Annotated in this window: 23 protein-coding genes and 1 pseudogene; 6 read left to right on the top strand and 18 right to left on the bottom strand. The window is 69.2% G+C overall.

All coding sequences use genetic code 11. The annotated features are described in order from the left end of the window. Nucleotides 1-48: 48 nt before the first annotated feature. The 6 genes from ACFW0G_RS28440 to ACFW0G_RS28415 form a co-directional block, all read right to left on the bottom strand. Entirely contained in the window at nucleotides 49-1,350 is a 1,302-nt protein-coding gene (locus ACFW0G_RS28440) for a peptidase S8/S53 subtilisin kexin sedolisin (protein ID WP_378328478.1), read from the bottom strand. A gap of 144 nt (nucleotides 1,351-1,494) precedes the next feature. After that, nucleotides 1,495-2,883, bottom strand: coding sequence for an MFS transporter (locus ACFW0G_RS28435; protein ID WP_378328477.1), 1,389 nt, complete (start codon nucleotides 2,881-2,883; stop codon nucleotides 1,495-1,497). 181 nt (nucleotides 2,884-3,064) lie between these two features. After that, complete coding sequence (locus ACFW0G_RS28430) at nucleotides 3,065-3,883, bottom strand: hypothetical protein (protein WP_378328476.1); 819 nt, start codon at nucleotides 3,881-3,883, stop codon at nucleotides 3,065-3,067. Further along, nucleotides 3,883-4,509 carry a papain-like cysteine protease family protein gene (locus tag ACFW0G_RS28425; RefSeq protein ID WP_378328475.1) on the bottom strand — a complete coding sequence of 209 codons (627 nt, stop codon included), beginning with the start codon at nucleotides 4,507-4,509 and terminating at the stop codon, nucleotides 3,883-3,885. The genes ACFW0G_RS28430 and ACFW0G_RS28425 overlap by 1 nt, the downstream gene beginning before the upstream one ends. Nucleotides 4,510-4,620: 111 nt before the next feature. After that, the gene (locus tag ACFW0G_RS28420) at nucleotides 4,621-5,628 is read right to left on the bottom strand and encodes a LysR substrate-binding domain-containing protein (protein ID WP_378328474.1); all 1,008 of its coding nucleotides are present in this window, start codon (nucleotides 5,626-5,628) and stop codon (nucleotides 4,621-4,623) included. Nucleotides 5,629-5,796: 168 nt separating this feature from the next. Continuing rightward, nucleotides 5,797-6,234, bottom strand: coding sequence for a hypothetical protein (locus ACFW0G_RS28415; protein ID WP_378328473.1), 438 nt, complete (start codon nucleotides 6,232-6,234; stop codon nucleotides 5,797-5,799). Nucleotides 6,235-6,463: 229 nt separating this feature from the next. Between ACFW0G_RS28415 and ACFW0G_RS28410 the strand changes: the two genes are divergently transcribed. Further along, nucleotides 6,464-6,850: a ribonuclease domain-containing protein gene (locus tag ACFW0G_RS28410; protein ID WP_378328472.1), complete on the top strand. Its 387-nt coding sequence runs from the start codon at nucleotides 6,464-6,466 to the stop codon at nucleotides 6,848-6,850. Between the two features lie 22 nt (nucleotides 6,851-6,872). Here ACFW0G_RS28410 and ACFW0G_RS28405 read toward each other — a convergent pair whose 3' ends face one another. After that, entirely contained in the window at nucleotides 6,873-7,742 is an 870-nt protein-coding gene (locus ACFW0G_RS28405) for a sigma-70 family RNA polymerase sigma factor (RefSeq protein WP_378328471.1), read from the bottom strand. A gap of 73 nt (nucleotides 7,743-7,815) precedes the next feature. Between ACFW0G_RS28405 and ACFW0G_RS28400 the strand changes: the two genes are divergently transcribed. Continuing rightward, nucleotides 7,816-8,544 carry an FMN-dependent NADH-azoreductase gene (locus ACFW0G_RS28400; RefSeq protein ID WP_378328470.1) on the top strand — a complete coding sequence of 243 codons (729 nt, stop codon included), beginning with the start codon at nucleotides 7,816-7,818 and terminating at the stop codon, nucleotides 8,542-8,544. Here the strand turns inward: ACFW0G_RS28400 and ACFW0G_RS28395 are convergent. Beyond that, entirely contained in the window at nucleotides 8,539-9,738 is a 1,200-nt protein-coding gene (locus ACFW0G_RS28395) for an MFS transporter (protein WP_378328469.1), read from the bottom strand. The genes ACFW0G_RS28400 and ACFW0G_RS28395 overlap by 6 nt on opposite strands. 63 nt (nucleotides 9,739-9,801) lie before the next feature. Here ACFW0G_RS28395 and ACFW0G_RS28390 point away from each other — a divergent pair, with 63 nt between their 5' ends. Next, a complete protein-coding gene (locus ACFW0G_RS28390) occupies nucleotides 9,802-10,170 on the top strand; it encodes a MerR family transcriptional regulator (protein ID WP_378328468.1) in 369 nt (122 codons plus the stop codon). On the opposite strand, the gene ACFW0G_RS28385 is transcribed toward ACFW0G_RS28390, so the two are convergent. The 4 genes from ACFW0G_RS28385 to mdlC form a co-directional block, all read right to left on the bottom strand. Beyond that, nucleotides 10,160-11,257, bottom strand: a complete 1,098-nt coding sequence (locus tag ACFW0G_RS28385; protein WP_378328467.1) for a calcium:proton antiporter — start codon at nucleotides 11,255-11,257, stop codon at nucleotides 10,160-10,162. The genes ACFW0G_RS28390 and ACFW0G_RS28385 overlap by 11 nt on opposite strands. A gap of 67 nt (nucleotides 11,258-11,324) precedes the next feature. Next, nucleotides 11,325-12,560 carry an MFS transporter gene (locus tag ACFW0G_RS28380; protein WP_378328466.1) on the bottom strand — a complete coding sequence of 412 codons (1,236 nt, stop codon included), beginning with the start codon at nucleotides 12,558-12,560 and terminating at the stop codon, nucleotides 11,325-11,327. 157 nt (nucleotides 12,561-12,717) lie between these two features. After that, the gene (locus tag ACFW0G_RS28375; RefSeq protein WP_378328465.1) at nucleotides 12,718-14,169 is read right to left on the bottom strand and encodes an aldehyde dehydrogenase family protein; all 1,452 of its coding nucleotides are present in this window, start codon (nucleotides 14,167-14,169) and stop codon (nucleotides 12,718-12,720) included. Between the two features lie 2 nt (nucleotides 14,170-14,171). Beyond that, nucleotides 14,172-15,752 (bottom strand): benzoylformate decarboxylase, encoded by a 1,581-nt coding sequence (gene mdlC, locus ACFW0G_RS28370; RefSeq protein WP_378328464.1) that lies wholly within the window; start codon nucleotides 15,750-15,752, stop codon nucleotides 14,172-14,174. A gap of 100 nt (nucleotides 15,753-15,852) precedes the next feature. Here mdlC and ACFW0G_RS28365 point away from each other — a divergent pair, with 100 nt between their 5' ends. Together ACFW0G_RS28365 and ACFW0G_RS28360 are read left to right on the top strand one after the other, a co-directional pair. Continuing rightward, nucleotides 15,853-16,758 carry a LysR family transcriptional regulator gene (locus tag ACFW0G_RS28365; protein WP_378328463.1) on the top strand — a complete coding sequence of 302 codons (906 nt, stop codon included), beginning with the start codon at nucleotides 15,853-15,855 and terminating at the stop codon, nucleotides 16,756-16,758. Between the two features lie 229 nt (nucleotides 16,759-16,987). Continuing rightward, on the top strand, nucleotides 16,988-17,305 hold the full coding sequence (locus tag ACFW0G_RS28360) for a hypothetical protein (protein WP_378328462.1): 318 nt from the start codon (nucleotides 16,988-16,990) through the stop codon (nucleotides 17,303-17,305). A 234-nt stretch (nucleotides 17,306-17,539) separates the two neighbouring features. Here ACFW0G_RS28360 and ACFW0G_RS28355 read toward each other — a convergent pair whose 3' ends face one another. The 6 genes and pseudogenes from ACFW0G_RS28355 to ACFW0G_RS28330 form a co-directional block, all read right to left on the bottom strand. After that, nucleotides 17,540-18,799 carry a DUF222 domain-containing protein gene (locus tag ACFW0G_RS28355; protein ID WP_378328461.1) on the bottom strand — a complete coding sequence of 420 codons (1,260 nt, stop codon included), beginning with the start codon at nucleotides 18,797-18,799 and terminating at the stop codon, nucleotides 17,540-17,542. 186 nt (nucleotides 18,800-18,985) lie between these two features. Continuing rightward, a complete protein-coding gene (locus ACFW0G_RS28350) occupies nucleotides 18,986-19,852 on the bottom strand; it encodes an ANTAR domain-containing protein (protein WP_378328460.1) in 867 nt (288 codons plus the stop codon). A 144-nt stretch (nucleotides 19,853-19,996) separates the two neighbouring features. Continuing rightward, nucleotides 19,997-20,189 (bottom strand): annotated as a pseudogene (locus ACFW0G_RS28345) (alpha-hydroxy-acid oxidizing protein); the annotation flags it as partial. Nucleotides 20,190-20,336: 147 nt separating this feature from the next. After that, nucleotides 20,337-21,998, bottom strand: a complete 1,662-nt coding sequence (locus ACFW0G_RS28340; protein ID WP_378328459.1) for an FAD-binding dehydrogenase — start codon at nucleotides 21,996-21,998, stop codon at nucleotides 20,337-20,339. Continuing rightward, nucleotides 21,995-22,615 (bottom strand): TetR/AcrR family transcriptional regulator, encoded by a 621-nt coding sequence (locus ACFW0G_RS28335; RefSeq protein ID WP_378328458.1) that lies wholly within the window; start codon nucleotides 22,613-22,615, stop codon nucleotides 21,995-21,997. Before ACFW0G_RS28335 ends, ACFW0G_RS28340 begins: the two co-directional genes overlap by 4 nt. Nucleotides 22,616-22,714: 99 nt before the next feature. After that, the gene (locus tag ACFW0G_RS28330; protein WP_378328457.1) at nucleotides 22,715-24,382 is read right to left on the bottom strand and encodes a helix-turn-helix domain-containing protein; all 1,668 of its coding nucleotides are present in this window, start codon (nucleotides 24,380-24,382) and stop codon (nucleotides 22,715-22,717) included. A gap of 127 nt (nucleotides 24,383-24,509) precedes the next feature. Here ACFW0G_RS28330 and ACFW0G_RS28325 point away from each other — a divergent pair, with 127 nt between their 5' ends. Then, entirely contained in the window at nucleotides 24,510-25,856 is a 1,347-nt protein-coding gene (locus tag ACFW0G_RS28325) for an NAD-binding protein (protein ID WP_378328456.1), read from the top strand. The last annotated feature ends 199 nt before the right edge of the window (nucleotides 25,857-26,055 follow it).

The following is a 26,055-nucleotide window of genomic DNA, read 5'->3' as shown; positions in this document are numbered from 1 at the left end:
GACAGCCTTACGGGCGTCTGACGCCCGTAAGGTGGCCTTGACGGAACGTCAGCGGAGTTGCTTGAGCAGGGCGGGGACGAAGGCGGCGGCGTCGACGGTGCCCCAGCCGGACACGATGTCGAAGCCCTTACCGGCGGAGAACCCGGGAACGCCGTTGTAGCTGTTGTTCCCGCTGGTCACGTCCACGATGCCGGACGCGGTGCCGCCGGAGCCGAGCTTGTACAGCGCGGGGTTGATGAAGCCGAGGCCCTTGCCCGCCTGCTGCGAGGCGAGGTCGACCACCGCGGCGAACAGCGGCGACGACTGCGACGTGCCGGACGTGCCCAGCAGCGAGATGTCCGGCAGCGACCGGCCCTTGGCATGGGTCACCTTGCCGACTTCCTTCTGCCAGTCGGGTATGCCGTACTCGTGCGAGACACCGCCGCCGGAGCGCGACCACAGGTCGTCCGGGGACTTCCTGGTGCCGTCCGGGTTGAGGTGCAGCACGGTGCCGCCGACCGCGGTGACGTAGGAGTTGGCGGCGGGGAAGCTCACCACCTGCTTGCCCCACTCGCTGCCGTCCTTCTTCTTGCCCGTCGAACCGTCATCACCGCTGGACGCCGTGACGGTGATCCCCGCGTCGACCGCCTTCTTGAAGTGCGCGTCGAGATCGTGCAGCTGCCGCGAGTTGTCGAAATCGTCTTCCGGCGTGCCGAGGCTCATCGAAATGACGTTGGCCGCCTTGTGGTCGGCGAGGTAGTCGATGGCCTTCATCATGTCGGGGAAGCCGTCGATGCCCTGGGTTTCCGAGGTCGGCGTGGCCACGACGAGGATCTTCGCCTTCGGCGCGAGCGTGTGGAACATCGCGACGTCGAGGTCGGTCTCGCCGCCCCAGCTCGAACAGTCGGCGGGCACGCCGGGGTCGTCGCACGAGGGCACGTGGCCGGCCGGCTCGAGGATCTGCACGTCCGCCGGGGGCAGGCCGTGCGAGCGCGAATAGCTGTCGATGTAGGCCTTGATGTTCTTGTCGCCGTAGGAGACGATCGTCGCCAGCGCCGTGCCGGTGCCGTCGATTCCCTTGTCGTACAAGGGTTTCGTGTGATACGCGGTCTGCAGGTTGTTTCCGGCCGCCGCGATGGCCTTGTCGGTCAGCGCGGCGCGCTCGTCGGCGTTCTTCGTGGCGCCGAGCAGCTTCGCCGCCTCGCTGAACCGGTGTTGCTTGGCGGTCGCGTGTGCTCCGGCCTGGCCCGCGGGTGCGGCACTCGCCGCGCCGACGCCGCACATCGTGACCGCGACGGCCGCGCTCGCGGCGAGGGTGAGTGCCGTCCGCGCGCGGTTCGGACCTCGGACTCGGCTGAACCCAGCAGACATTCGGTGTTCCTCCAGCTCGGCGGTGTCACGTGCGCTCCAGTCGGGATTAAAGCGCCGCCGGAGGAGTCTCTGCTACGGCCAATGGTCGTGGATGCGGTGATACGCCCAGGAAACCGGCTATCCACCCGAATCGGCCGAAAGGGGTCACCGCTGCCGGGTCAAGGGTCGCGTGACCAGCACACCCAGCAGGACGAGCACCGCCATTCCACCGAACATCACCCGCGCCGATCCCGCGTCCGCGTCGCCGCCGAGGTTCACCAGTAGTCCTGCCAGCGCCGAACCGAAAGCGTTGGAGACGAGCTGCACGGTGTTGATCGCCGCGGACGCGCGATCCGCTTCGACGCCGTCGGGTTCGACGCTCATCGCCTTGGTCGCCAGATGCGGCCACGCGATCCCGATCCCGCTGCCCGCCACCAGCAAACCGGCGATCCAGACCACCACCAGCCCGATTCCGGCGTCCGCCCGCTGTGTGAGCGCGAGGACGGCCAGTCCGCCGCCGAGCAGCAGCGGAGCCGCGACGAGGATCCGCCGGACCGCCGCCGTGCGCGTCGCGTTGGCCGCCGGGATCTCCCCGATCGTCCAGCCCGCCGCGAGTGCCGCGCCGAGGAACCCGGCGGCGATCGGCGCCAGCCCGCCGAGCCGCTGCCCGAACAACGGCACGAACGCCTCCGTCGTCGAACCGATCGCCAGTACCACGATGAACAGGTAGATCCACTTCGTCGGCGCTCCACTGTGGAAGGTCGACCGCGGCAGGACGCGGGCACGGGCGCCGCGTTCCCGTGCGACGAAACCGAGGATCAGAACCGCCGCCACGACAAGGAAGACGATCCGCAGAGTGGTCTGGTCCGCGACGCCGGCGACGCTCACCAGGAGCACGGCGGCCGAAAGCAGCAGCATCGAAATCATCGGCGCGGGCATGATCACGCCTTCGGGACGTTCGCGGGGCAACGCCCGCGGGACCAGGACGGCGAGCCCGAGTCCCGCGGCGGCGAGCGCGAAGAACGCCACCTGCCACAGCCGCAGCTGGCCGAACAGCCCGCCGAGCGCCGGGCCCGCCAGCGTGCCGACACCCCACATCGCGGAGATCAGCGCCGAAGCCCGTGCCCACAACGCTTCCGGCAGGCTCGACCGGATCAGCGCATAGCCGAGGCCGGACAGCAGACCGCCGCCGACGCCCTGGACCGCCCGGCCGATCAGCAGCACCGCCATCGCGGGGGAAACGGCACACAGCACGGATCCGGCGACGAAGAAACCCAGTGCCAGCACGTACGAACCCCGCGCCCCGAATCGCGCGACGGCCTTGCCGACCACCACCGAGGAAGACACCGACGCCACCAGGAACACCGTGGTGCTCCAGGCATAGAACCGCTCACCGCCGATGTCGGCCACGATCGTGGGCAGCATGCTCGCGGTGAGGTAGATGTTGGTGGCATAGAGCGCGACGCCGCCCGCCAGTACCACGATCGCGCCGAGATGGCGCTTGCCGAACAGGTCCCGCCACGATCCGGCGACGTGGCTCGCAACAGTTGTCATGCGGCCGACGCTAAAAGCTCCAGTTCGCTGGAGGTCAACCTCGGCATGGGCTGGATCACGTTGCGCGGCAAAGAGATCGCGGAGGTGCCCGCGGACCAGCAGGCACCTCCGCGACATGGTGGCGGAGCCGGGGGGCGCTCATTTTTCGGCGAAAGAGGCCCACCGCCGGCACCGCCCTGGTTCAGTGCGTACGACCCGCGCGTCGACGCCGAACCACGATCACGCCGGCCAGCCCTGCGACGACGGCGAAACCGGATGCGGCGATCCAGTCCAGTGCCGTGTTGCCGGGGACAGGCGATTGCGCCTCGGCGGGTTTGGCCGCCGGGGCCGGACCGAAGCCACCCAGCCTGCCCTTGCGGGCATAGTCCGAGCCGGGCATCTTGTCGGCGTACTTGCCGTGCACGATCCGCTGATAATCCGCGAGCGTCGTGCCCGACGGGCCGACCACACGCTTCGCTACGTCGTTGAGCCCGACGACGCGGCCTTCGTGTACCCGGTACCAGGCGTTGACCTGCGGTTCGGTGAAGACCGTATCGCCGCCCGCCTGCGCGGGATAGGTGATTTCCTCGGTACCTGTGGTGATATTGCTGGCTTCCCAGCCGCTGCCCTCACGGGTCAGCCAGACCGAGGCGTCCTGGCCGCTGGCCGAACGGGTGTGCACGGCGTAGTAGCCGAACGTCGCGACGTCCTGGGACGTCCCGGTGACGAACGCCGGATTGAGCGTGTACACCTCGAGCGGGGACCCGAGGATCTGCGGCGATTTCGCCGCCGCGGCGGCGTTTTCCTCGGCCTTGCTCATCATCGACGAAGGCCGGCCCGCCGCGTGGCGGTCGGCGCCGACGAAGAAGTGGGCGATGAAGTCGGTCGTCTGCGGGGTGGTGGCCGCCTGGCCCGCGGCGTCGCGATCAGTGGAAGCGCTTGCTGAGGCGGTGCCCAGCAGCAGCGCGAAACCGGCGATGGCCGAGCCGGTGAGCATCCGTGTCGTCTTGTTCATCGCCATCACTTCTCCCCGTAGAGAGATTCGGCCCACCGGAACTGACCGTTCGACCGGTAGGACTGGTACCGCATCTGGCTGTAGCGCGGGCTGGACGGCCACGGGTCGCCGTAGGAAAGCGCTTGCGTCGAGCTGTCGTAGCCGTAGATCACCTGCGCGTGGCCGCCGCCTGCCGTCCAGTAGATGCCGGTCTCGATCGGGGAATTGCCATCGATCGACGACTGGACCTGGGCGAAGCTGAGCGCGCCGCCGATCTGTCCGCCCGTGATGCCGAGATGCTGGAACGCGGTCTGCACCCACTCCAGGTAGCCCGCTTCGTTCGGGCAGTACTCACCGGGCTGGCCGCCGCGCGCGATCGAGCAGAAGTCGTTCTGGTCGATGCCGTTGTCCTTCTGCAGGTACTTGGCGATGGTGAGCCCGCTGCCTGCCCAGCACCACTGGTCCTGCTCCTGGACCTGCTGGCTGATGTTGAGCTGCTTGCCGGCGGCGGGGCCGGCGGGGGCGGCCGAAGCGACGGTGACGGGGGCGAGCACGCCCACCGCCAGTACACCCGCCGCGAGCACGGCGGACCGCCGCAGGCGGCTCACCGCCGATCTCCGCGCGCCGCGAGGCGGCGCACTCGTGCTGGGCATGGTTGCTCCTTTCGGCCCGACCGCGGGGGCCGGATTCGGGGAACGAGGACCATGCGAAGCATCGGCCGAACGGCCGGAACGGGGGTAATCCCATCGGGGATAACACGCACGTTATGGGTAGACGATCTCACTCTCGGTCATGTCCGACAGGATCGCGTCGACCTCTCGATGCGCCTCCGGATGACTGTCCCACCAACGCCGGTAATGCACGTTGTTGTCGGCGACGTTCCGGTAGGCGAGCGCGGCGCAGCGGAACAGCTCGTCCATCGAGTTCAGCAGGACGTCGTTGGCGCGCATGGCGAACAACAGGTCGGCGAGCACGGGGTCACCACGCAGCGGGTAGGCCGAAACCCCACCGCTGGGCCGGAACGACGCCGAGGCCATGACCACGCAGCCCGCCTTGATCAGCGTGCGCGCGGTGATCGCGTCGGACGTGTAATGCCGCACCTTCGGGGTGAAACCCGCGGCCTCACAGGCCGCCAGCAACCGCATCCGCACCCCGTTCTCGTGCGGCGGCGGCAGCACCCACTCCTCGTCGGCGAGGTCGGCGAGGTCGATGAGGCCGTCCCTGATCGCGGGATGCCCGTCGGCCACCCCGGCGAAGATGGGCTCGGTGCCCAGTGTCCGCACGGTCAGCCCGGCCAGATGATACGGCTCGATGCCGTCGAACCGCTCCAGCAGCGCGACGTCGACCCGGTGCGTGGCCAGCAGCTTGAGCAGCACCGGCGCGGAGGGCTCCACCCAGGTCTGCACGTCGAGCTCGGTGGCACGCAGGTGCAGCTGCTCGACGAAACCGCCGAGCATGGTCAGCGGGATGCTGCCGACCCGCAGCACCGAGCGCCCGTTCGCCTGTCCGCGTTCCTTCGCCGTGACGACGAGTGCCTGCAGATCGGCCAGCAGCGCCTCGGCGCGGTTGAGCACGAACTTGCCGAGGTCGGTCGGCTTGGTACCCTGCGAGCCGCGTTCGAACAGCTGCCCGCCGAGAATCCGTTCGATGCGTTTGAGCTGCGCGGTCAACGCGGGCTGGCTGACGCCGAGCAGGGTCGCCGCCCTGCTCACGCTGCCCGCCTCCGCGACCGCGCGTACCGCACGAAGATGACGCAGTTCGAGCTCCGCCATCCGCCGATGTTATACCCCTATCGGGTGGGGAGATAGCCTTGTGCCGAAATTGGTTCGGACCATTCTTTCACCGTGAGAAAGCGCTCGTCCGGGGCCGCGGCGCCGGACGACGCCGTGACGGTCCGTCGACCCGCGTCCGGCGCCGGTCGACGGACCGTCACGAACGCGTCAGTGCGTGACCAGCAGGGTCACCCCGGCCTCGCCGCCGCAGTCGACCAGGACCGGTCCGACGCCGTTCCCGATGTGCTGGGCGACGTTCGCCTTCGCGAGGAAGCCGTTCGGGTCGGACTTCAGGATCCGGATGTTCTCCAGCGCCGGGTTCTCCGGCGAGTTGCCGATGACCTGCTTGAGGCCGGTGCCGCCGCCGCAGTTCCCGGTGATGGTCACCTCTTCACCGCGCTTCGCGGTCGGGTTCGGGCTCACCTCGACGACGGCCCGCGCCCCCTTCGGCGGCTGCTTCTGGACGTGCTCGGCGCTCGCCTGCTGGACGTTCTCCGTGCTCGCCGACGCGCTGTTCAGGCCTGCGATTCCGGCGGCCACCGCCGCGACCAGGCCCGCCGAAGCGGTGAAGCCGATCAATGTGCGGACGGTCTTCCGGTTTCCCATGGCGATCTCCCTTTTCCCACTATCCTTTTCGGACACTCGCTCGCCCCGCGGAGTACGCGGGAACATCGGGTAAGTCGCCCTGGCTCACGCTCGGGGTTCTCGGAGGAGCAGAGAGTGACCCAGATCACGGTCGCCCCGCCGCGATGCCAACCGTCCGGTACGTGACCATCCGATGAACGTGCCCTACGGCCGGGGACTTCACCGCGTATCGGCGGCGATACTCGGAGGCATGACTTCACTTCGCCGGTTCGCCCGCGTCAGTGCGCTCATCACCCTCGCCTCGGGCCTGCTGCTCGGCTCCACCACGGCCGCCGTCGCGTCGCCCGTTTCGGTCGGCAGCATCTGCACCTCGGACTTGCCAACCGAAGCCCACGAAACGCTGGATCTGATCGCCAAGGACGGTCCCTTCCCCTACCCGCAGGACGGCACCGTCTTCGGCAACCGCGAGGGCATCCTGCCGTCACAGCCCTCGGGCTACTACCACGAATACACCGTGGAAACCCCGGGCAGCGAGACCCGTGGCGCGCGGCGGATCGTCACCGGCGAACGGGAGCAGGAGGACTACTACACCGCCGACCACTACGAGTCCTTCGACCTCATCGACTTCACCTGCTGAATCCGCGGCTGAAGGTCGTCGGTCAGTCCACAAGGGACAGATCGAGCGTCCGCAGCCGCGCCGGGTCGGAGATCACCTCGTAGGCGGCGATCCGGTCTTCCTCGACCGTGATGCTGAGCGCGAGCACCAGCCGTCCGTACGGGGCCACGACGAGGCCGACGGAACCGTCGACCAGCGCGACCTCCGCGACCTGGGAGTTCCGCCGCAGGACGACGGTCTCCTCCGCGACGGTCCGCGCGCCCCGGACCTCCGCCGCGACGCCCGGTGGCAGCGCGGCGGGGTCGGCCCGGCGCACGACGTCCGGGGCGAGCACGGTCAGCAGCGCGTCCAGGTCGCCGCTGCGCGCGGCGGCGAGGAAGGCTTCGACGACGTGCCGGTTCCGGGTGAGGTCGGCGGCGGGCACCTCGGGGGTGCCCTTGACCTTCTGACGGGCGCGGCTGGCGAGCTTCTTCGTGGTGACGGTGGTCCGTCCGACGATCGGGCCGATCTGGTCGAACGGCACGGCGAACAGGTCGTGGAGCACGAACGCGACCCGTTCGGCGGGGCCGAGGGTGTCCAGCACGACGAGCAGGGCACGGCCGACGGACTCGGCCTGCACGGCTTCGTCCTCCGGGTTCCGTTCGCCGCCGACCGCGTCGGGGATCGTGCCGACCGGGTCCTCCCGCCGCGTCTTGCGGGAACGCAGCATGTCGAGGCAGACGCGGGAAACGATCGTCCGCAGCCACGCCGCCAGGTTTTCGACGTCGTCCGTCTCGGCGCGGGAGGCTCGTAGCCAGGCTTCCTGGACGGCGTCCTCCGCTTCGGCCGAAGAACCCAGCATCCGGTACGCGACCGCCCAGAGGTGGTCGCGATGGGCCTCGAACCGCGAGGTCAGCACGTTCTGCTCGCTCATGGTCACCTTTTTCCTCCGGGCTCCGTCGATTCGGGTGAGTGGAGAACACAGCCGAAGCCCAAGGAGAAAGCCGTTGAGCGAAAGCCTAGTCCAGCGACCGGCGCCGTCCCTGCTGCACCTCGATGCCAGTGCCGACGCCAACTCGGTCAGCAAGCGGCTGACCACGGTGTTCGCCGACAGTTGGCGGAACGCGCACGGTGCGGTCGGATACCGCCACCGCGATCTGTCCGCCGACCCGGTGCCGCTGGTGGGCCCGGCCTACGTCGCGCTCGGCACCCGGGTGGAACGGCATGGCGTCATTCCGGCCTCCCGGGTGGCGGCGCTGATCGAGGATCCCGCCGAGGAACGGGAATGGGTGCTGACCCGGTCATTGATAGCGGAGGTGCTGGACGCCGACGTCCTGCTGCTCGGCGTCCCGATGTACAACCTGTCGGTCCCCGCCACGCTCAAGGCGTGGATCGACCGGGTCACCTTTCCCGGGATGTTCACCGACCCGGACACCGGAGACCACTTGCTGCGGGACACCCGGGTCGTGGTGGTCATGGCACGGGGCGGCGGCTACGGACCGGGGGCGCCCCGCGCGGGCCTCGACTTCCAGACTCCCTACCTGCGCGCCTACTTCCTGGGGCTCGGGGTGGCCGAGGAGAACCTGCACTTCGTCGCGGCCGAGCTGACCCGAGCCGGGGACATCCCCGCGCTGGCCGGTTTCCAGGAAATGGCGGCGGAATCGCTGACGGCGGCCCGCGAAGCGGTGACAGCGCTGGCCGCGCGGCTGGCCGAGCCGAGCGTGGTGACGTCATGATTTTGCTCGCTTGCCAGGAAAACCGTGTGTGCGGGCGGCGAGCACGACGACGAACGCGGGCAACAGGAGCAGCAGCACGCTCCAGGGGAACGCGCGGGGGCCGAAGACGCCGAGCAGGATCCCGCCGACGACACCGCCGCCCGCCATGGCCGCGTTCCACAGCGTGACGAGCATGGCCTGCGCGAGGTCGGCCGCCTCGCCGCCCGCGGTGCCCACCGCCGTCTGCAGCAACGTCGGGACACCACCCCAGCCGAGTCCCCACAGCGCGGCCGCGACGTAGACGAGCGCGGGACTTCCGGCCAGTACCGCGAAGATCGCGGCCGCCACGGCGACCAGGACGGTGCCGGCGACGAGGAGCGCACGGAGTTGACGGTCGATCCGCGCGCCCACGATCGCGATGCTCACCATCGACGCGATGCCGAACACCAGCAGCACGACGTCGACGGAGCCGCCCATGCCGAGCCGGTCGAGGAACGTCGCGATGTAGGTGTAGAGGATGTTGTGGGCCAGCACGAAGGCGAGGGTGACGAACAGGACCGGTACCACCCCGGGAATCGCCAGGGTGCGCAGCACCGGGACACGGCCGCCGCGGACCTGCCCTGGGTGGTCCGGGACCGTCACGACGATCCAGCCGAGGAGGACCACCGCCAGCGCCGACATGATCCCGAACGTCACCTGCCAGCCGAGTACTCCGCCGAGAAACGTCCCCGCCGGGATGCCCAGCGAAAGCGCGAGCGGGATCCCGGCCATGACGATGGCGATCGCCTTGCCCCGCAGGTTTTCCGGTGCCAGGCGGCCGGCGTATCCGGCCAGCAGCGCCCAGACCACGCCCGCGGCCACCCCGGCGACGAACCGGGCGGCCATGGTCAACGGGAAGTTCGTCGAGACCGCGGTGACCGTGTTGGCGACGGCGAAGCCCGCCACCCCGGTCAGCAGTAAGCGCTTACGGCGCCAGCCCGCGGTGGCCGAGGAGAGCGGGATCGCGGTGAGCGCGGTCCCGATCGCGTAGATCGTGACGGCCTGCCCGGTGGCGGACTCGCCGACATGGAGATCGGCGCTCATCGCGGGCAGCACACCCGCGGGCAGCGCCTCGGTCAGGACGGTGACGAAGGCGGCGGTGGTCAACGCGAGGAGCGCGCCGAGGGGGAGCCGCGTGGTTACCTCGTGGGAGATCGGTGCGGTGCTTGAGGACATGGACGTATGCTCGAACCCTCACATAAATGTGAAGGTCAACCTGGCTGGGGTGAGGTCGAGCACATGCGCATCGGAGAGCTTTCGGAGCGGACCGGGACGTCCCGCCGTCTGCTCCGCTACTACGAGGAACAGGGGCTCATCGTCTCGCAGCGCTGCGAGAACGGCTACCGCTCCTACGACGAGTCCACTGTGGACCGGGTCGTGCAGGTGCGGGGCCTGCTCGACGCCGGGCTGCCCACCCGGATCATCAAACAGATCCTGCCGTGTCTCGACAAGCCCCGGATCATCCACTTCCGCGACGCGACCCCGGAGATGCTCGCCACGCTGGAACACGAGCGTGACCGCATGACCGAACGCGCGAACTTCCTGCTGCGCAACCGGGACGCGATCGCCGAGTACCTCGAGGCGGTGCGTGCGGGCGTCAGGGATTGATGGCGAGGAACAGGAACGCCGCCATCAGCACCAGATGCACCCCGCCCTGCAACCGTGTCGCCCGCCCCGGCACCACTGTCAGCACGCTGACCAGGACCGTGAGGGCGAGCAACACCATGTGGGTTGGTTCGAGGCCGAGTTCCAGCGGCCCCTTCAGCCAGATCGACGCGAGCGCGATCGCCGGGATGGTCAGCCCGATGCTCGCCATGGCCGAGCCATAGCCCAGGTTGAGGCTGATCTGGACCCGCTCGCGCAGCGCCGCCCGTGACGCGGCGAGGGTTTCCGGGAGCAGTACGAGCATCGCGATCACCACACCGACGAAGGACGGCGGGAAGCCGGCGGCCCGCACCCCGGCCTCGATGGCGGGGGACTCGACCTTCGCCAGGCCGACGACGGCGACCAGCGCGATCAAGAGCAGGACGAGGCTGGTCAAGGCGGCTTTCTTGCTTGGCGGCGAAGCGTGTTCCTCCTCTTCGACCACGCCCTCCTCGGTGACCGGGAGGAAGAAGTCGCGGTGACGCACCGTCTGGGTGAACACGAACATCGCGTACAGCGCCAGCGAAGCCAGCGCGGCGAACGTGAGCTGGGCGGGGGAGAACTCGGGCCCGGGGTGGCTGGTGGTGAACGTCGGCAGCACCATGCTCAGGGTGGCCAGCGTCGCCACGGTCGCCAGCGCGGCGCCGGTGCCCTCGGAGTTGAACAGCGTGACGCCGTAGCGCAGTGCGCCCAGCAGCAGCGAGATGCCGACGATGCCGTTCGCGGTGATCATCACGGCGGCGAACACCGTGTCCCGCGCCAGCGTCGCGGCGTCGGGCCCGCCGGAGAGCATCAGCGTGACGATCAGCGCGACCTCGATGATCGTCACCGCGACCGCCAGCACGAGTGATCCCAGCGGTTCACCCACCCGGTGGGCGACGACCTCGGCGTGGTGCACGGCGGCGAGCACCGTGGCGCCGAGGACGAGGGCGACGAGGACGACCAGCACGACGCCGAGGTCGTGGCCCCAGGACACGGCCAGCACGACCAGGGCGAGCACGGGGACGATGGCCGTCCAGGACAGCAGCGGTGAACGATTCTTCGCGATCACCGCCTCACCCTGACACAAACCGGCCGTCCGCACCCTTCGGCGCGGACGGCCGGGTGGCCATGGCCACTCACGCGCCGACGGGCTGCTCCTCGACGATCGCGGTGCCCGCGATACGGACGCGGCCTGCGACGAACAGCATCGCGAGCAGGCCGAGCACCGCCACCGCCGCGAAGAACCAGAAACCCCACGGATAGGCGATCCCCGCGGTGACCAGTGCGCCGGTGACGAACGGGCCGAGGATCGAGCCGAGCCTGCCGATCGCGGAGGTCAGCCCCAGCGCCGTCCCGCGCGCGTTGGCGGGGAAGGTCTTCGCCACGTACCCGAAGATCAGCACCTGGGCGGAGAACACGAACACCCCGGTCAGCAGCACGACCAGGTTGAGCAGCAGGCTGCTGCCGATGCGCATGCTGAGCGCGGCCAGCAACAGCGCTCCGGCGCCGAACCAGAGAACCGCGACCGGCTTGATGCCGAAGCGGTCCGCGACGGCACCCGCCACGAGCAGGCCGAGGACACCACCGGCGTTGAGCACCAGCAGCAGGGTGACCGACGTCGAGATCGGGTAGCCCGCGGTGCGCATCAACTGCGGCAGCCAGGTGTTGAGGCCGTAGACCAGCAGCAGGCCCATGAACGAGCCGGTCCAGACCAGCAGGCTGGTACGGCGGTACCGGGCGCCGAGCAGGTCGCGCAGGCCGATCTTCTCGGCGGCGGGCTCCTCCTTGGCAGCGAGGAACGCCGCGGACTCCGGCAGCTTCCACCACATCACCGGCACCACGAGCAGGCCGACGACACCGCCGCCGTAGAACAGCAGGTGCCAGTTGTCCGTACCGGCCGAAAGCGCGAGCACCGAGGTGAGAACCGCGCCGACGTGGTAGCCGGTCATGGTCACCGTGCTCGCGCTGGCGCGGCGCCGCTCCGGCAGGTGCTCCGACATCGTGGTCAGCGCGACCGGCATGCACGCGCCGAGGCCGAGCCCGGCGACGAACCGGAGCACGGCGAACACCGCGACACTCGGCGCGAGCGGCGTCACCAGGGTGAACACCGAGAACAGCAGGACCGAGCCGATCAGCATCCCGCGCCTGCCGAACCGGTCGGTGATCGGGCCGACGCAGGCGGCGCCGACCGCGACGCCGATCAGCGAGACCGTGGCGACCAGGGTCGCCCCGGCCGCGGTGAAGCCGAGGTGGTGGGTCTTCAGCAGGGTCGGGATCGTCGCGCCGAGCGCGACCAGGTCGTAGCCCTCGAGCAGGACCGTCAGCCAGCAGAGCACCGCCGTCCAAACCGATCGGTGGGGTGACGTAGTCATAGCCGTGCTCCTTGCACAGTTCATGAAACAGGGGGCTGAAGCAGGAGAATCAGAAGGGATACTGTGTCGATGGTTACTAATCCGACGGCAGCCACGGCGGAAACGGGTTTCTATAAGCAGGTCGGCTGCGGACCGTATCCGCCTACTTTCGGTCGGATTAGTAACGTGCTATTTCGGACCGGACGGTGAGCCACTGGGTTTCGGTGAACGCCTCGATGTTGGCTTGCGCGCCACCGAAACGGGAGCCGTTGCCCGAGTCCTTCCAGCCGCCGAAGGGTGCCGTCGGCTCGTCCCCGACGGTCTGCTCGTTGATGTGCACCTTGCCGGAGTGCACCAGATCGGCCAGCTTCATCGCGGTGCCGACATCGCCGAGGATGCCGACCGACAGCCCGTACTCGGAGTCGTTGACGATCCGGGCCGCTTCGCCGAGGTCGCGGTAGGCGATGACCGGGGCGACCGGGCCGAAGATCTCCTCGCGCCAGGCGGGGTTTTCCGCGTCTAGTCCACTGAGGACGGTCGGGGCGTAGAACGGCCCGTCGGCCTTGCCGCCCGCTTCGACCTTCGCCCCCGCTTCCACGGCGTCGGTCACGACGCGGTCGATGTGCGCGAGCTGCTTGTCGTCGATGATCGGCCCGAGCGCGACATCCCCGGCCGCCGGATCGCCGACCGGCAGTGCGCGGGCCTTCTCCGCCAGTGCCGCCACGTATTCGTCCACAAGGGACTCGTGCACCAGGTGGCGTCCGGTGGTCATGCAGATCTGGCCCTGGTGCAGGAAGGAACCGAACGCCCCGGCGGACGCGGCCGCGGCGACGTCGGCGCCGGGCAGCACCACGAGGGCGTTGTTCCCGCCCAGTTCCAGGTGGACGCGCTTGAGTGCGCGCGCGGCGGCCTCGCCGACCTTGCGGCCCGCCGCGGTGGAGCCGGTGAACGAGACCACCGACACCTCGGGCGCGTCGACCACCGCGGCGCCGACGGCGGCGTCACCGGGCAGCAGCTGGAGCAGGCCCGCCGGAAGACCGGCCTCCTCGAACACGCGGACCAGCGTCACGCCGCCGGAGACCGCGGTGCGCAGATCCGGCTTGAGCAGCACGGCGTTGCCGAGCGCCAGCGCGGGCGCGACCGAGCGGATGGACAGGATCAGCGGGAAGTTGAACGGCGCGATCACCGAGACGACGCCGACCGGCAGCCGCCGTGCGAACGACCAGCGCGGCTCGGACGTGCTGAGCACCTCGCCACGTGGGTGGGTCGGCAGCGCGGAGGCCTCGAAGCAGATCCCGGCGGCCATCTCGGTTTCGATCGCGGCCTTGGCACGCACCGATCCCGCCTCGCGGATAAGCCAGTCCTGGACCTCGTCGGCGTGCTTTTCCCACAGCTCCCCGGCTTTGCGCAGCACGGCGGCACGTTCGGCCGGCTTCTTCGCCGCCCATTCCTGCTGCGCTTCGGCGGCACGGGCCGCCGCGCGGGCGACGTCGTCCGGCGTCGCGTTGCCGACGGCGGCGAGCTGCTTGCCGGTGGCGCGTTCGGTCACCGGGTAGGTGCCGCCGGAACCGGCGGTCCAGCCGTCGAGGTAGAGCTTTTCCTGCCAGATTGCGGTGTCTAACAAGGACATGATCACTCCGGTGTGGTCGGTTGCGTGTCGACCTGGATCAGCCTCGGACCGTCCGAAGTGGACTTGAGCTGGGCGTGCAGGTCGTCGAGTTCGGTGACCGAGGTGGCGGGGATGCCGTAGCCCTCGGCGATACGGGAGAAGTCGAGCCCGGGGATCTCGGTGCCGGGGACGTTCTCGGTGCCCAGCAACGTGCCGAACCAGCGCAGCGCGCCGTAGGTGCCGTTGCGCAGGATCACGAACGTGACCGGCACGCGGTAGTGGGCCGCGGTCCACAGCGCGGTGATGCCGTAGTTCGCGGAGCCGTCGCCGATCACGCCGACGACAGGGCGATCGGGGCGGCCCATCGCCATCCCGACCGCGGCGGGGAGACCGAAGCCGAGACCGCCGGACGCGGGGAAGAAGTACGAGCTCTCGTGACGCAGGTCCATCTGCCGCCACCACGCCGAGTTGGTCGACGTGGACTCGACGACGTAGCTGGTGTCGGCGGGTTGCGTGTCGCGCAGTGCCGCGAAGACCTGCTCCGGGTGCAGGGCACCCTCCGCCGTCGCGGGCTCCGGGTTCGGGACGAAGTGCTCCCCGGCGTCCGCGGTGCGGGACTCGATCCGCGCCAGCAGCGCTTCGAGTACCACGCCGGGGTCGGCGACCAGCGCCTCGCCCATCGGCGCGCGGGCCGCCGCGCCGGCGTCGTCGGTGACCTGCACCAGTTTGCTGCCTTCCGGCAGGTACGGGCCAGGGACGTACTGGTGGTAGCGGAAGACCGGCGCGCCGAGCACCAGGATCAGGTCGTGCCCGGCCAGTGCGGTGGAGATGGACGCGATCCCGGCGGGGAGGACGCCGCGGAAGAGCCGGTGCCGGTTCGGGAAGGGCAGCCGGAACGGTGAGGGCGCCACCCAGGCCGGCAGCTCGAGGTGCTCGGCGAGCGCGACCGCGCGGTCGAACAACCCGGCCGTGTCGATGTCGCCGCCGAGGACGAGCGCCGGGTTGCGGGCGGCCTTGACCTGCTCGACCAGGTCGGTCAGTTGGTCCTCGCTCGGTGTGAGACCACGCCGGACCTCGCGGTCGAGCGTCACGGCGGCGTTCGCGTCGAGTTCGGCCGACCAGTCGTCGTAGGGCACCGAGAGGTAGGTCGGGCAGCGCCGCAACTCGGCCTCGAACACCGCCTGCGCCAGCGAACGCGGCACGTCGGCGGCGCAGCTGGGCTCGCCGGACCAACCGGCCAGCGGGCGCATCAGCTGCGTGGCGTCGACGTTGGCGAGCATCGCCTCCATGCCGATTGCGGGACGGACCTGCTGGCCGGCGGTCAGCACCAGCGGGGAGCGCGAGTAGACGGCGTTGGTCAGCGCGCCCATCGCGTTGCCGGATCCGGCGGCGGCGTGCAGGTTGACCAGGACGGGCTTGCCGGTCGCCTGGGCGTACCCGTCGGCCATGCCGACGACCACGCCTTCGTGGAGGCCGAGCACGTAACGGAACGAATCGGGCAGTTCGGCGAGGAACGGGAGCTCGTTGGAGCCGGGATTGCCGAAGATCGTGGTCAGGCCACGGCGTTCCAGGAACTCGTGGGCGATCCGGCGGGCGGTGGGCATGGGGCGGGGTCCTCCTCGGGGATGTGGGACAGAACCTAGGGCTCGGCCGTGAGTGTGTTCCAATAAATGTTGCCGACCAACGACATCGACGGGATCGATAATGCGGGACTTCGACCTGAACCTCGTGCGCACGTTCGTGCTGCTGTACGAGACCCGCAGCGTCACCGCGACCGCGGAGTCGATGCACCTCACCCAGCCGACGATCAGCTACAGCCTGCAGAAACTCCGGCGCCGTTTCGGTGACGAGCTGTTCCGCCGCACCAAGACCGGCCTGATGCCGACCACCACGGCCCGCGAGCTGTACGAGCCGCTGCACGCCGCGCTGACCGGGATCGAGGCCGCGGTGAGCGGCTCCCGGCACTTCGACCCCGCCACCGCGCACAACGCGTTCACCCTGTGCCTGTCCGATCTGGGGGAGGTGTCGCTGCTCCCGCGGCTGATGGCGGCCCTGCCGGAGCAGGCGCCGGGCGTCACCCTGACGGTCCGGCCGCTGGACGTCGTCAACGTCGTCGACCAGCTGGGCCGCGGCGAGATCGACGCGTTCATCGCCACGCCACTGCTCAGCTCGCAGCGCGTGGCGCGGATCCCGCTGTTCACCGAGGGATACTTCGGCATGGTGGCCGAGGATCACCCACGGCTGCGCGGTGGCCGCGTCAGCCGGGCCGCGCTCGCCGCCGAACGGCACGTCACGGTGTTCGGCCCGGCCGGACAGGAAGGGCCGCGCAAGGCGCTGGAGGCGTACGGTCTGCTCAACCGTGTGGTTCTCGAGGTGACCCGCTTCGCGACGCTGCCTTATCTGGTGCAGCAAGGAGAACTGGTCGCCATCGTCCCCCGCAACGTCGCCGAGGTGTTCGCCGCCGAGCATCGTGTGCGGTTGCTGGAACTGCCGTTGGACATCGAACCCGCGCAGGTCGCGTTGTATGCCCGGCATGCTCATGCGCGCAGTCCGGCGCAGCACTGGCTGGTCGGCTTCATGCACGAGGTACTCGCCGAAATCGCGGAATAGCGACGGCCTTGTTTTCGCGTTGACTGATTGTCGTTGCCAGGGCACAATTTGTTGATTCTTGGCGCCCGGTAACGGACAGTCACCGTTGACTGTCCGGAATATCTTCTTTGACCGTTCCTGGTGTGGTGTCGGGGAGACTACTGGGTGATTGTGACCGTGTCGGCCTTGAGCTGCCTTCGGTCCTCACCGATCGTAGATGTTTGGAAGTCGTTGTCGGGGAGGAAGTTTCATGTCCGCGCGGATAGATGTGCGTCGTACGGCCGGTGGTCTGCGGCTGCTGGTGCCCGCCTACGGAGTGCCACGCCGGTCGGTCCGGCTCAGCTACGCACAGGCGGGTGATCTGATCACCGCGATCCGGGCGGGCCAGGTCCGGTCGGTGGCGGGCGACGTCGCGGTCGCGCCGTTCACCGAACACGCCGAGGACGCCGGGCCGTGTGCGGTGCTGGCCGACGCCTGCGCCGGAACCTACTTGCGGGAACAGGATTTGCGTGCACTCGGCAACGATCTGTGTGCCCATATGCCCGATCGCATGACCCCGCTGCCCTAGGTCCGGCCGGCGGTGTCGCGAACGCTCCGTTCGCGACGGTGAACGTCCCTAGCGACGCGTTCGAGACATCGCTCCGGCTGGCCGAGGCCTCGGCGCACGATCTTCTGGCCTGGCCGGGAGATTCTCACCTCGCAGGTCACGCACAGCGGAACGCCTGTTCAGCGCACTGAAGTCCGGAGGATGCTGCTGGGAAACCTCACCGCGTTGCCAGTGTGGTAAGTCCTGTTTCGCGGCTTAGGTTCTGAGGTGGATGGTGTTGCGTCGTGGTGTGCGGGTGGCGTCCAGCCAGGCGGGCGGGATGAATTCGGGTAGTCCGTCGGTGGTGATGCGGACTTCCCATTCGGAGTGGTGGATGAGCTTGTGGTGGACGGAACATAAGAGGACGAGATTGTCCACTTTGGTCTCACCATGGTGTGCCCAATACACCACATGATGTGCCGTGCAACGGTAGGCAGGCGCATCGCACCCTGGGAAGGCGCAGCCGCCGTCGCGTCGGATGAGTGCGCGTCGGATGGCGGGGGTGGCGAGTCGTTGGGCGCGGCCGACGTCGAGGGGTTCGCTGTGGGAGCCGAGGACCATGGGGATGATTTTGGCGTCGCAGGCGAGGCGTCGTGCTTCGGCTGCGGTGATTTCGCCGAGGAGGTCGAGGGTGGCTTGTCCGATCCCGGATCGCAGCTGTTCCAGGCTGACGGTGACGACGATGTGGGTGGCTTCTCCGGCTTGGGTGGGCAGGTCGGGATGTTCGGCCCACATGCGCACCAACTCCGAGAACGCGCTGCCGCGCCGTTCCCACTGGGTGCGGGTGTCGCGACCCTCTTCCTCGGTGGCGGGCCGTGGCTTCGCGAGCGGATCCAGCATCGCTTGCAGCCGCGCGGAAGTCTCATCGTCGACCCGGGCCTTGATCTGGTGCCCGCCATCACGGTGTGGTGCGATGGAGAACTCGGGCTGGAACGGTTTCGGTTCCCGGGTTTTCGGTTCCCGTCCATCCGGGTCGAGCTGGGAGATCAGGCGTCGTCCGGCGGCCCGGATTTCTCGGGGTCCGGCGGCGCGGGCCAGTTCGGCGAGGATTTTCTCCGCCTGCTCCCGATCCTGCATCGACACGGTCTGGGGAAACTTGTCGAGCGCCCGCAGGATCTCGTCGATCTGCGCGGCGCCGACCGCGCCCTCGCTCGCGGCCTGCGCGGTGGCGGGAGCAGTAGGCGGCTGCTCGCCGGAAGTCAGGTCGCGGGTGCCGTTCAACGCCAGCGCCCGCGCCGCGCGTGCTTTCGCCTCGGCGTAGGGGATGTTCAGCGTCTCCTGCAGTAGCCGCACGAGACTCCCGTAGCCGGTGGTGTCGCGTATCCCGCGACGTTCCAGCTCGGCCATCACCTCGCCCTGGATCGCGGCCTCACGACGCTGCACACACTCGGACTCCAGGAGCCGGTCCAGCAGGCAGCCGACATCCTCGCGCCACCACTCGGTGCGCGATGCCTGGGTGTTGCTGTCGACTGACATACCTCCACGATACGCCGCCCGTTCGAACATGTGTGCTATCGATCGGGTGAACCTGTAGAACGCAGTTTTCCTTGCTGTATAAGGGTTTTGAAGCCTCGACGCGCTTCGGAGGTAAGCTTGCGCGAACTGCCGTGGTGGCGCTCGCCGGGAACGTCTACGCGCTGCTCGGCGACAGCGCGGACGGCGTTACGCCGGGGGCTGGCGGCTGCGGGAATCCGCGTCGAGCCGGATCTCTTCCAGTTTGGTGCGGCCCGAGAACGCCTGCCACATCAGGGTCGCGGCGTGGTGGGCCTCCGGGCCGGCGACGACGTGGCGTTCGGTGTCGCCGGGTTGTTCGGCGGGGGCCTGGCCGATGTGCTCGACCAGTGCGAGCGACAGTTCCCGCAGTTTGACGTTGAACTGCTGGCTGGCACGCCGCAGCACCGCCCATGCCTCGTTCGCGTCACAGCGCCGTAGTGTCATGATCGCGCCCTTGGCCTGTTCGATGACCGCCCGCGAGGCGAGCGCGTCCAGGACCCGGTCGGCGTCGTCGGCGTTGCGGCTGGCGATGTCGGCGATGGTGACCGCGCTGGTCACCAGGCGTTCGTGCCGGGCGAGTACCGCGAGGGTGTGCTCGTCGGCCGGGCCGTCCAGGTAGATCGAGAGCACGACGACGCCGTTGTCGTCCCAGACGCCGGGAACCGCGGCCACGCCGCGCACCCGGGAGATCGCGTCGTGGTCCTCGGGGGGAGCCTGCGCGCGGACCGCGGCCTCGGTCAGGTGCGGCCAGCGGGGATCGTGCCACATGTCCGTGGTGACGATCGGCTCCTCACCCGCGGCCACCAGCAGTGACGGGCCCCAGAGGTGCCCGGTCGTGATCGGGGTGAGAACCCGTCCCACGCCGGTCGCCGCCAGCACTCGCAGTTCGCCGCCGCCCAGCCGGGACGCGGGGTGCGCGACGCTGACTGCGCTGCCGATCTCGCCGGGTACGTCACGTCTTACCCCGGTCAGCACGTTTTCCAGCAACGTGGTCAGGGGAGTTTCGACCATCTCGGCGGGCTGCATGCCGGTCATCCGATCCCATCCCCCGTCCGTCAGGACTCGGCGCCGCGATAACGGACACGTCATCCGGGTGATGGCAGCGATGACGTCGCTTGTGCTCACCTTGGCACAGATCGTGCGCCGCCCCAAGCCGGCGGGGGGTGTTTCAGCTCCGTGTCACCGCGAATCGGCGAACGGTGGCGCGTGCAGGCTTTCGCGGGTCAGGTCGGCGAGCACCGATCGCACGACATGCTCGACACCGTCGGTGCCACCGAGCGCGAGGCCGTAGAACGTAGGGACGGCCGAGGCCGACCGCGGTGGCGCCGAGGGTCGGCGCCTTGACGACGTCCGGGCCGGAACGGACACCGGAACAGCCGGTGGCGAGGTCGCGGTGGCGGTCCTGCGCGCAGATGCCGAGCACACCGACCGGGGCAGGAACAGCGGCGTGGGCCATCGGGTCTCGTTCTGGTAGTCACCGAAGTGTGTCATGTAGACAGTCCTTTTGCGACACCGACGATCATGACAGCGTCCTCGCCATCGCGCGGCCCGCGGCCCGGCCGGAGAAGATACAGCCGCCGAGGAACGTCCCCTCCAACGCGTTGTAGCCGTGCACTCCGCCGCCACCGAAGCCCGCGACCTCGCCGGCGGCGTACAGCCCGGGCAGCGGCGTCCCGTCCGGCCGCCGCACCTGGGAGCCGAGGTCGGTCTGCACCCCGCCGAGCGTCTTGCGGGTGAGGATGTTCAGCCGCACCGCGATGAGCGGGCCGTGCGCGGGATCGAGGATGCGGTGCGGCTTCGCGACCCGCGCGACGCGATCGCCGACGTAGCGGCGCGCGTTGCCGACGGCCATCAGCTGCAGGTCCTTCGAGTACGCGTTGCCGACTTCGCGGTCACGCGCGACGATCTGGTGCTCCAGCTCGGCGACGTCGAGCATCGGCCCGCGCGAGAGCTTGTTCATCCCGTCCACGAGTTCGGGCAAGGAGTTCGCGACGACGAAGTCCACGCCGTGCCGCTTGAAGGCGTCCACCGGGCCCGGCGCGCCCTTGCCGACCCGGCCGGTCAGCACCTGCTTGAGGTCCTTGCCGGTGATGTCGGGATTCTGCTCCGATCCGGAGAGCATGAACTCCTTCTCCAGGATCGTCTGCGTCAGCACGTACCAGGAGTAGTCCTGCCCGGTGGCGAGGATGGCCTTCATCGTCTCGTTGGTGTCGAACCCGGGGAAGTTCGGGGCGGGCAGCCGCCGTCCGTTCGCGTCGAACCACAGTGAAGACGGGCCGGGGATGATCCGGATGGCGTGGTCCGGCCAGATCGGGTTCCAGTTGTGGATTCCCTCGGTGTAGTGCCACATCCGGTCGCGGTTGACGATCGCGCCGCCCGCGTTCTCGGTGATGGCGATCATCCGGCCGTCCACATGGGACGGAACGCCGGGGATCATCGTGCGCGGGCAGGGACCGAGCCGGTCGGCCGGCCAGTTGCGCCGGATGAGGTCGTGGTTGTGGCCGATGCCGCCGGACGCGACGAGGACCGCCTTCGCGTGGAACTCGAACTCGCCGACCGCCGTCCGTGACGACGCCTTGCCGCGGTCGAGGTCCGTCGGCTCCAGCACGGTGCCGCGCACCCCGGTCACCGCCTCGCCGTCGGTGATCAGCTCGTCGACCTGGTGCCGGAACGCGAACCGCACCAGACCGCGCTTCTCGCCTTCGAGCACCGGCTCGGCGAACACGCGGACGACCTCGGGACCGGTGCCCCAGGTGAGGTGGAACCGGGGCACCGAGTTGCCGTGCCCGCCCGCGTCGCCGCCGCGTTCGGCCCAGCCGACCAGGGGAGTCAGCCGCAGGCCCAGCTCGTGCAGGTAGTCGCGTTTTTCGGTGGTGGCGAAGCGGACGTAAGCCTGGGCCCACTGTCGCGCCCAATGGTCCTCGCGCTCGCGATCGAACCCGGCGGAGCCGAGCCAGTCCTGCAGCGCCAGCTCGTAGGAGTCCTTGATGCCGAGCCGACGCTGCTCCGGCGTGTCGACGAAGAACAGCCCGCCGAGCGACCAGAACGCTTGTCCGCCAAGGTTTTCGCGGTTCTCCTGCTCGACGATCAGCACGCGGCGGCCCGCCTTGACCAGCTCGTGCGTCGCGACGAGCCCGGCGAGGCCCGCGCCGACCACGATGACGTCCGGTGCGAAACTCACTGCTTTCCTCCGGTGCTGTAGGCCGTCACGACCTGGACGGCGAGGTCGGTCCGGCGCTGCCACACGGTGGCGTTGTCCGGCTCCATCAGGCATTGCACGGCGGTGCCGTCGTGGACGGCGATCAGCGCCTGGCCCAGCGCCATCGGATCCGGGACGGTGCGGCCGATCCGGGCGAGCAGGGCCTCCAGATACGGGATGACCGCGGCGAGGATGGCCTCCTCGCGAGCCGCCATCACCCGTCGCAGGCCGGGGTTGCGCAGGGCGTGCGCGGTGAATTCGGCGCTCACGCGGTACCAGACGTCGTCCAGCGGGATCGCCGGGAGCAGCCGCTCGACCACCGAGCGGACGTCGTGCAGCTCGGAGTCCGCGAGCTCGTCGAACGTCGTCCGCATCCCGGTGACCAGCTCCTGCGACCGCTGTTCCCACATCGCCAGGAACAGCTCGTCCAGCGAGGCGAAGTTCGAGTAGAACGCGCCTCGGGTGTAGCCCGCCCGATCACACACCTGCTCGACCGTGGACCGGCCGAAGCCCTCTTCTGCGAACACCGTCAGCGCGGCCTCCAGCAGGCGCTGCCGGGTCTCGGCTCGCCGCTTCGTCACTCGCTTGCCGGTCTCCACGTTCGATACACTAGCGTATCGGATACATCCATGCATCGTGAGCGTCCGCCAGAACGCTCACGAGCCGAAGCCGCGCGGCAGGCGGCGGATTCGCGCGCCTCAGCGGCCGTGGGCCGTGCTCTGCTGGTCCACTGTGGACTGCGGACTCGTCGCGAGCAGCAGCTGCAGATGGGTGAACAGGCACTGGTGGGAGTCCGTGAGGTCCAGGCCGCTGAGGGCGGTGGCGCGCTTGAGCCGCTGACGCAGGGTGTTGGGGTGGATGTGCAGGCGTCGCGCGGCGGTGCGGATGTCGCCCAGCAGGTCCAGGTACGCGATGACGGAGGGGACGAGCTCGGAGCCGTGTTCCCGGTCGTGGGCCACGAGCGTGGTCACCCTCGGGTCCCGCAGATGGGGATTGTCACCGATCATGGCGAGGGTTTCGGAGACGAGCACCTCGGCGCGGACTTCGGCCATGGTCGCCACGTCGATGGTCTTGTGCGCCATGACGTTCATGACCCGGTCGGCCGTGTGGCGTGATTCGGCGACCGATCCGAGACTGTCCACAATGGACCCTACGGCCGCGCGGACGGTACGGCGAAGGCGTTTGCCCGCGGCGGCGATGATCTCGCGGGCCAGCCCGAGTGCGAGCGTGTCGCCGCCGTCGGCGGGCAGATCGGGCAGTAGTACGTACACCCGGGAGCCGATCGTGGTCGCCAGCGCGGTCCGGCGGTAGGCGGCGGCGTGTACGGAGATGAGGTTGGTGATGGCGGCGCCGCGGAGTTCGCGGGCGGGCCGGTCCGATTCGGACGCCTGCTCGGCACTGTGTTCGGCGAACACCACGACCACGGCGGGTTTCGTGGCGTCGGTGCCGATGTGCGCAGCCACCGTGGCGGAGTCGATACGGTTTTCGAGCATGCCGTTCAGGAGATCGTCGTGGAACCGCGACTCGACGGCTATGCCGGTCCGCCTGCGCACGAGGTGCAGTGCGGCGACCCTGGCGGCGCCGAGCAGGGCGCCGTCGGATTGCTCGGTCAGCTTGGTGCTGCCCTCCTGGACCCAGATCGACCCCAGCAGTTCGGCGTCGGCGCGGATCCCGACCGCGAGCCTGCGGCGGACACCCAGTTCCGGTCGTTCGTCGACGTGCACGACGTCGTCGCCGGCGCTGAGCCGGTCGAAGACACCCCACTCGCGCAGCATCGCGAGGTAGGCGGCGGGCCCTTCACGGCCGAGAATGGACAGTCTGCGTAGCTCGTCGACGTCGTCGTCCGACCGTGAGTAGGCCAGGACGCGGTTCGCGCTGTCCTCGATGCTCACACTGCCGCCCGTGAGCGCGGCGATGGTCTGGGCCAAGGAAAACAGGTCGTCGGAATCATCGGGGTCGGCCGCCGACGTGGCCTTCGCGTCGGCCACCGCACCCCGCGCGAAGAAGTCCAGCTGGTCCCAGCGCACTTCGGGCCGGACCGCGAGCACGGCGACGCGGGCCTCGTTGGCGGTCGCCCGCAGGTCGTCGATCGCGTCGCCGCCCGGCACCTTGACGGCCACCACGGAAGCTCCCCGCTGAGCGGCGGCCCGGACCAGCCGGATCGCGGCCCGGCCCCGGGAACCGATGATCAGGACGAGATCGCCGGCGTAGGAGTCGGGCTCGTCGTCCGGATCGAGGATGACGACGTCGTTGACTTCGATGTCGAGGCCGTCCGGCGCGGCGACCAGATCGGCGAGGGGAGTGCCGAGTGCCACCAGCAGCTGGCGAAGACTCGCTGTCCCCGGCGGGGCCGCGTGGCGATCCATCACCCTCCATCGATGTGCGATCGGACAATGGTACCGCGTCAACAGTGGCCAGATAGACCGTCTGCGACAGGGCGCCGCTTTCTAAGGTTCTCGGCAACGCAAGGGCGCACACCAACGAGGCGGGGCGATGCACCTCTTACTGATCGGCGACGGTGCGCTCGCCGACGCCGTCGCCGGTTACACCACGGCATGGGGAGCGGGCCTGCGACGGCTGAGCACGCCGTCCGTGGCCGATCTCCACGGCGAACTGGGTCCGGACAGTCCTAACGACACGGTCGACGTCGTCGTGATCGTTTCCCGGGACGACATCTGGGTGCTTCGCCACGCACTGCTCGTGGAGCACGTGCGCCCCGGCATCCGGTTGCTGGTCACGCTCTTCGACAAGACGGTCGCGGAAGAGCTGGTCCGGTCGGTGCCCGACTGCACGGTGATCGGGATGACCGACGCGCTGGTCCCCGCGTTGCTCGGCCCGTGCATCGACGAAGAGCTGACGAGCCTGTGCGTGACGTCGGCGGGCGACTACGTCGGCGTTCGTCGCGTGCCCGGCGGGCTGCGGGCGATGCGGCCGGCTCCTGGCGAGATCGTCGAAAAACGTACCCTCCGGCCCTGGCTGCACGCGCAGTTCCGGCCACTGGAAGGAAGCAACCGCGCGTTACTGGCCGGACTCACCGGGTTGCTGTCCATTTTGGTCCTGGACACGCTGCTGGGTGTTCTCGCGTTGCACGAGCCGGTGATCACGGCGTTGTGGAACGCGGCGAAGACGCTCACGACCGTCGGCCCCGCCGCGTCGGAGCACGTTCCTGCCTGGTATCAGGCGTTGTCCGTGTTCACCCTGCTGTGCGTGCTCGGGTTCTCGGCCCTGTTCACCGCGGGCCTGGTCGATCGCATGACCTCCGGCAGGTTCACCGGTATCGTCGGCGCCCGCGCGGTGCCCCGGCGCGGCCACGTCATCGTCGTCGGGCTCGGCCAGGTCGGCATCCGGCTGTGTCGCGAACTGCAGCGGCTCGGTGTCGCTGTCGTAGCGGTGGAACGGGATTCCGCCGCCGAATGCGTGCCGCTCGCCAAGTCCCTGGGTATCCCGGTGATCTTCGGCCGCGGCGGAGATCGGTTCCTGCTCCAGAAGCTCGCGCTGCCGAGGGCGAGGGCGATCGTCGCGGTTTCGTCCGACGTGCTGGAGAACATCGCGGTGGCGGTGGCCGCCCGCGCGATCGCGCCGGACCAGAGGATCGTGCTGCGCTCGGGCGGGCACGAGGACGTCACCGCGGAATCCCAGTCGCTGTTCCACATCGCGACCGCGTGCGACGTCAACCTGATCGGCGGATCCTTCATCGCCGCCGCTGCACTGGGTTTTCAGCCTCGCGCGACGTTCACCGTCGGCAGCCGGGTTTACGCCCTGCTCGCCGATGGTTCCGTGCACGAAGTGCTGGAATGGGAAACGCACGACAGACAGACCGTTTCGGTGACCGCGCGGTGACCGGTGAACCCGTCATGATCATCGAAGAAGCCGAAGAAATCATCGCGGATGCGTTGCTGCGCCTGTGGTTCACGGACCACACCTGTCCGTGCGGACACGTGCTGACGACTTGTGACGGGTGCGGTGAACCACGTTGCCTGCGGTGCGATCCCTATCGTTCCGACGACTGTTCAAGCTAACTATGACGCGCAATGAAGCG

Origin of the sequence: Amycolatopsis sp. NPDC058986 (genome assembly GCF_042741125.1) — a bacterium.
In the GTDB taxonomy this organism is placed as follows: domain Bacteria; phylum Actinomycetota; class Actinomycetes; order Mycobacteriales; family Pseudonocardiaceae; genus Amycolatopsis.
Note: the sequence above shows the minus strand (reverse complement) of the source record. Positions and strands in the feature narration are given on the sequence as shown.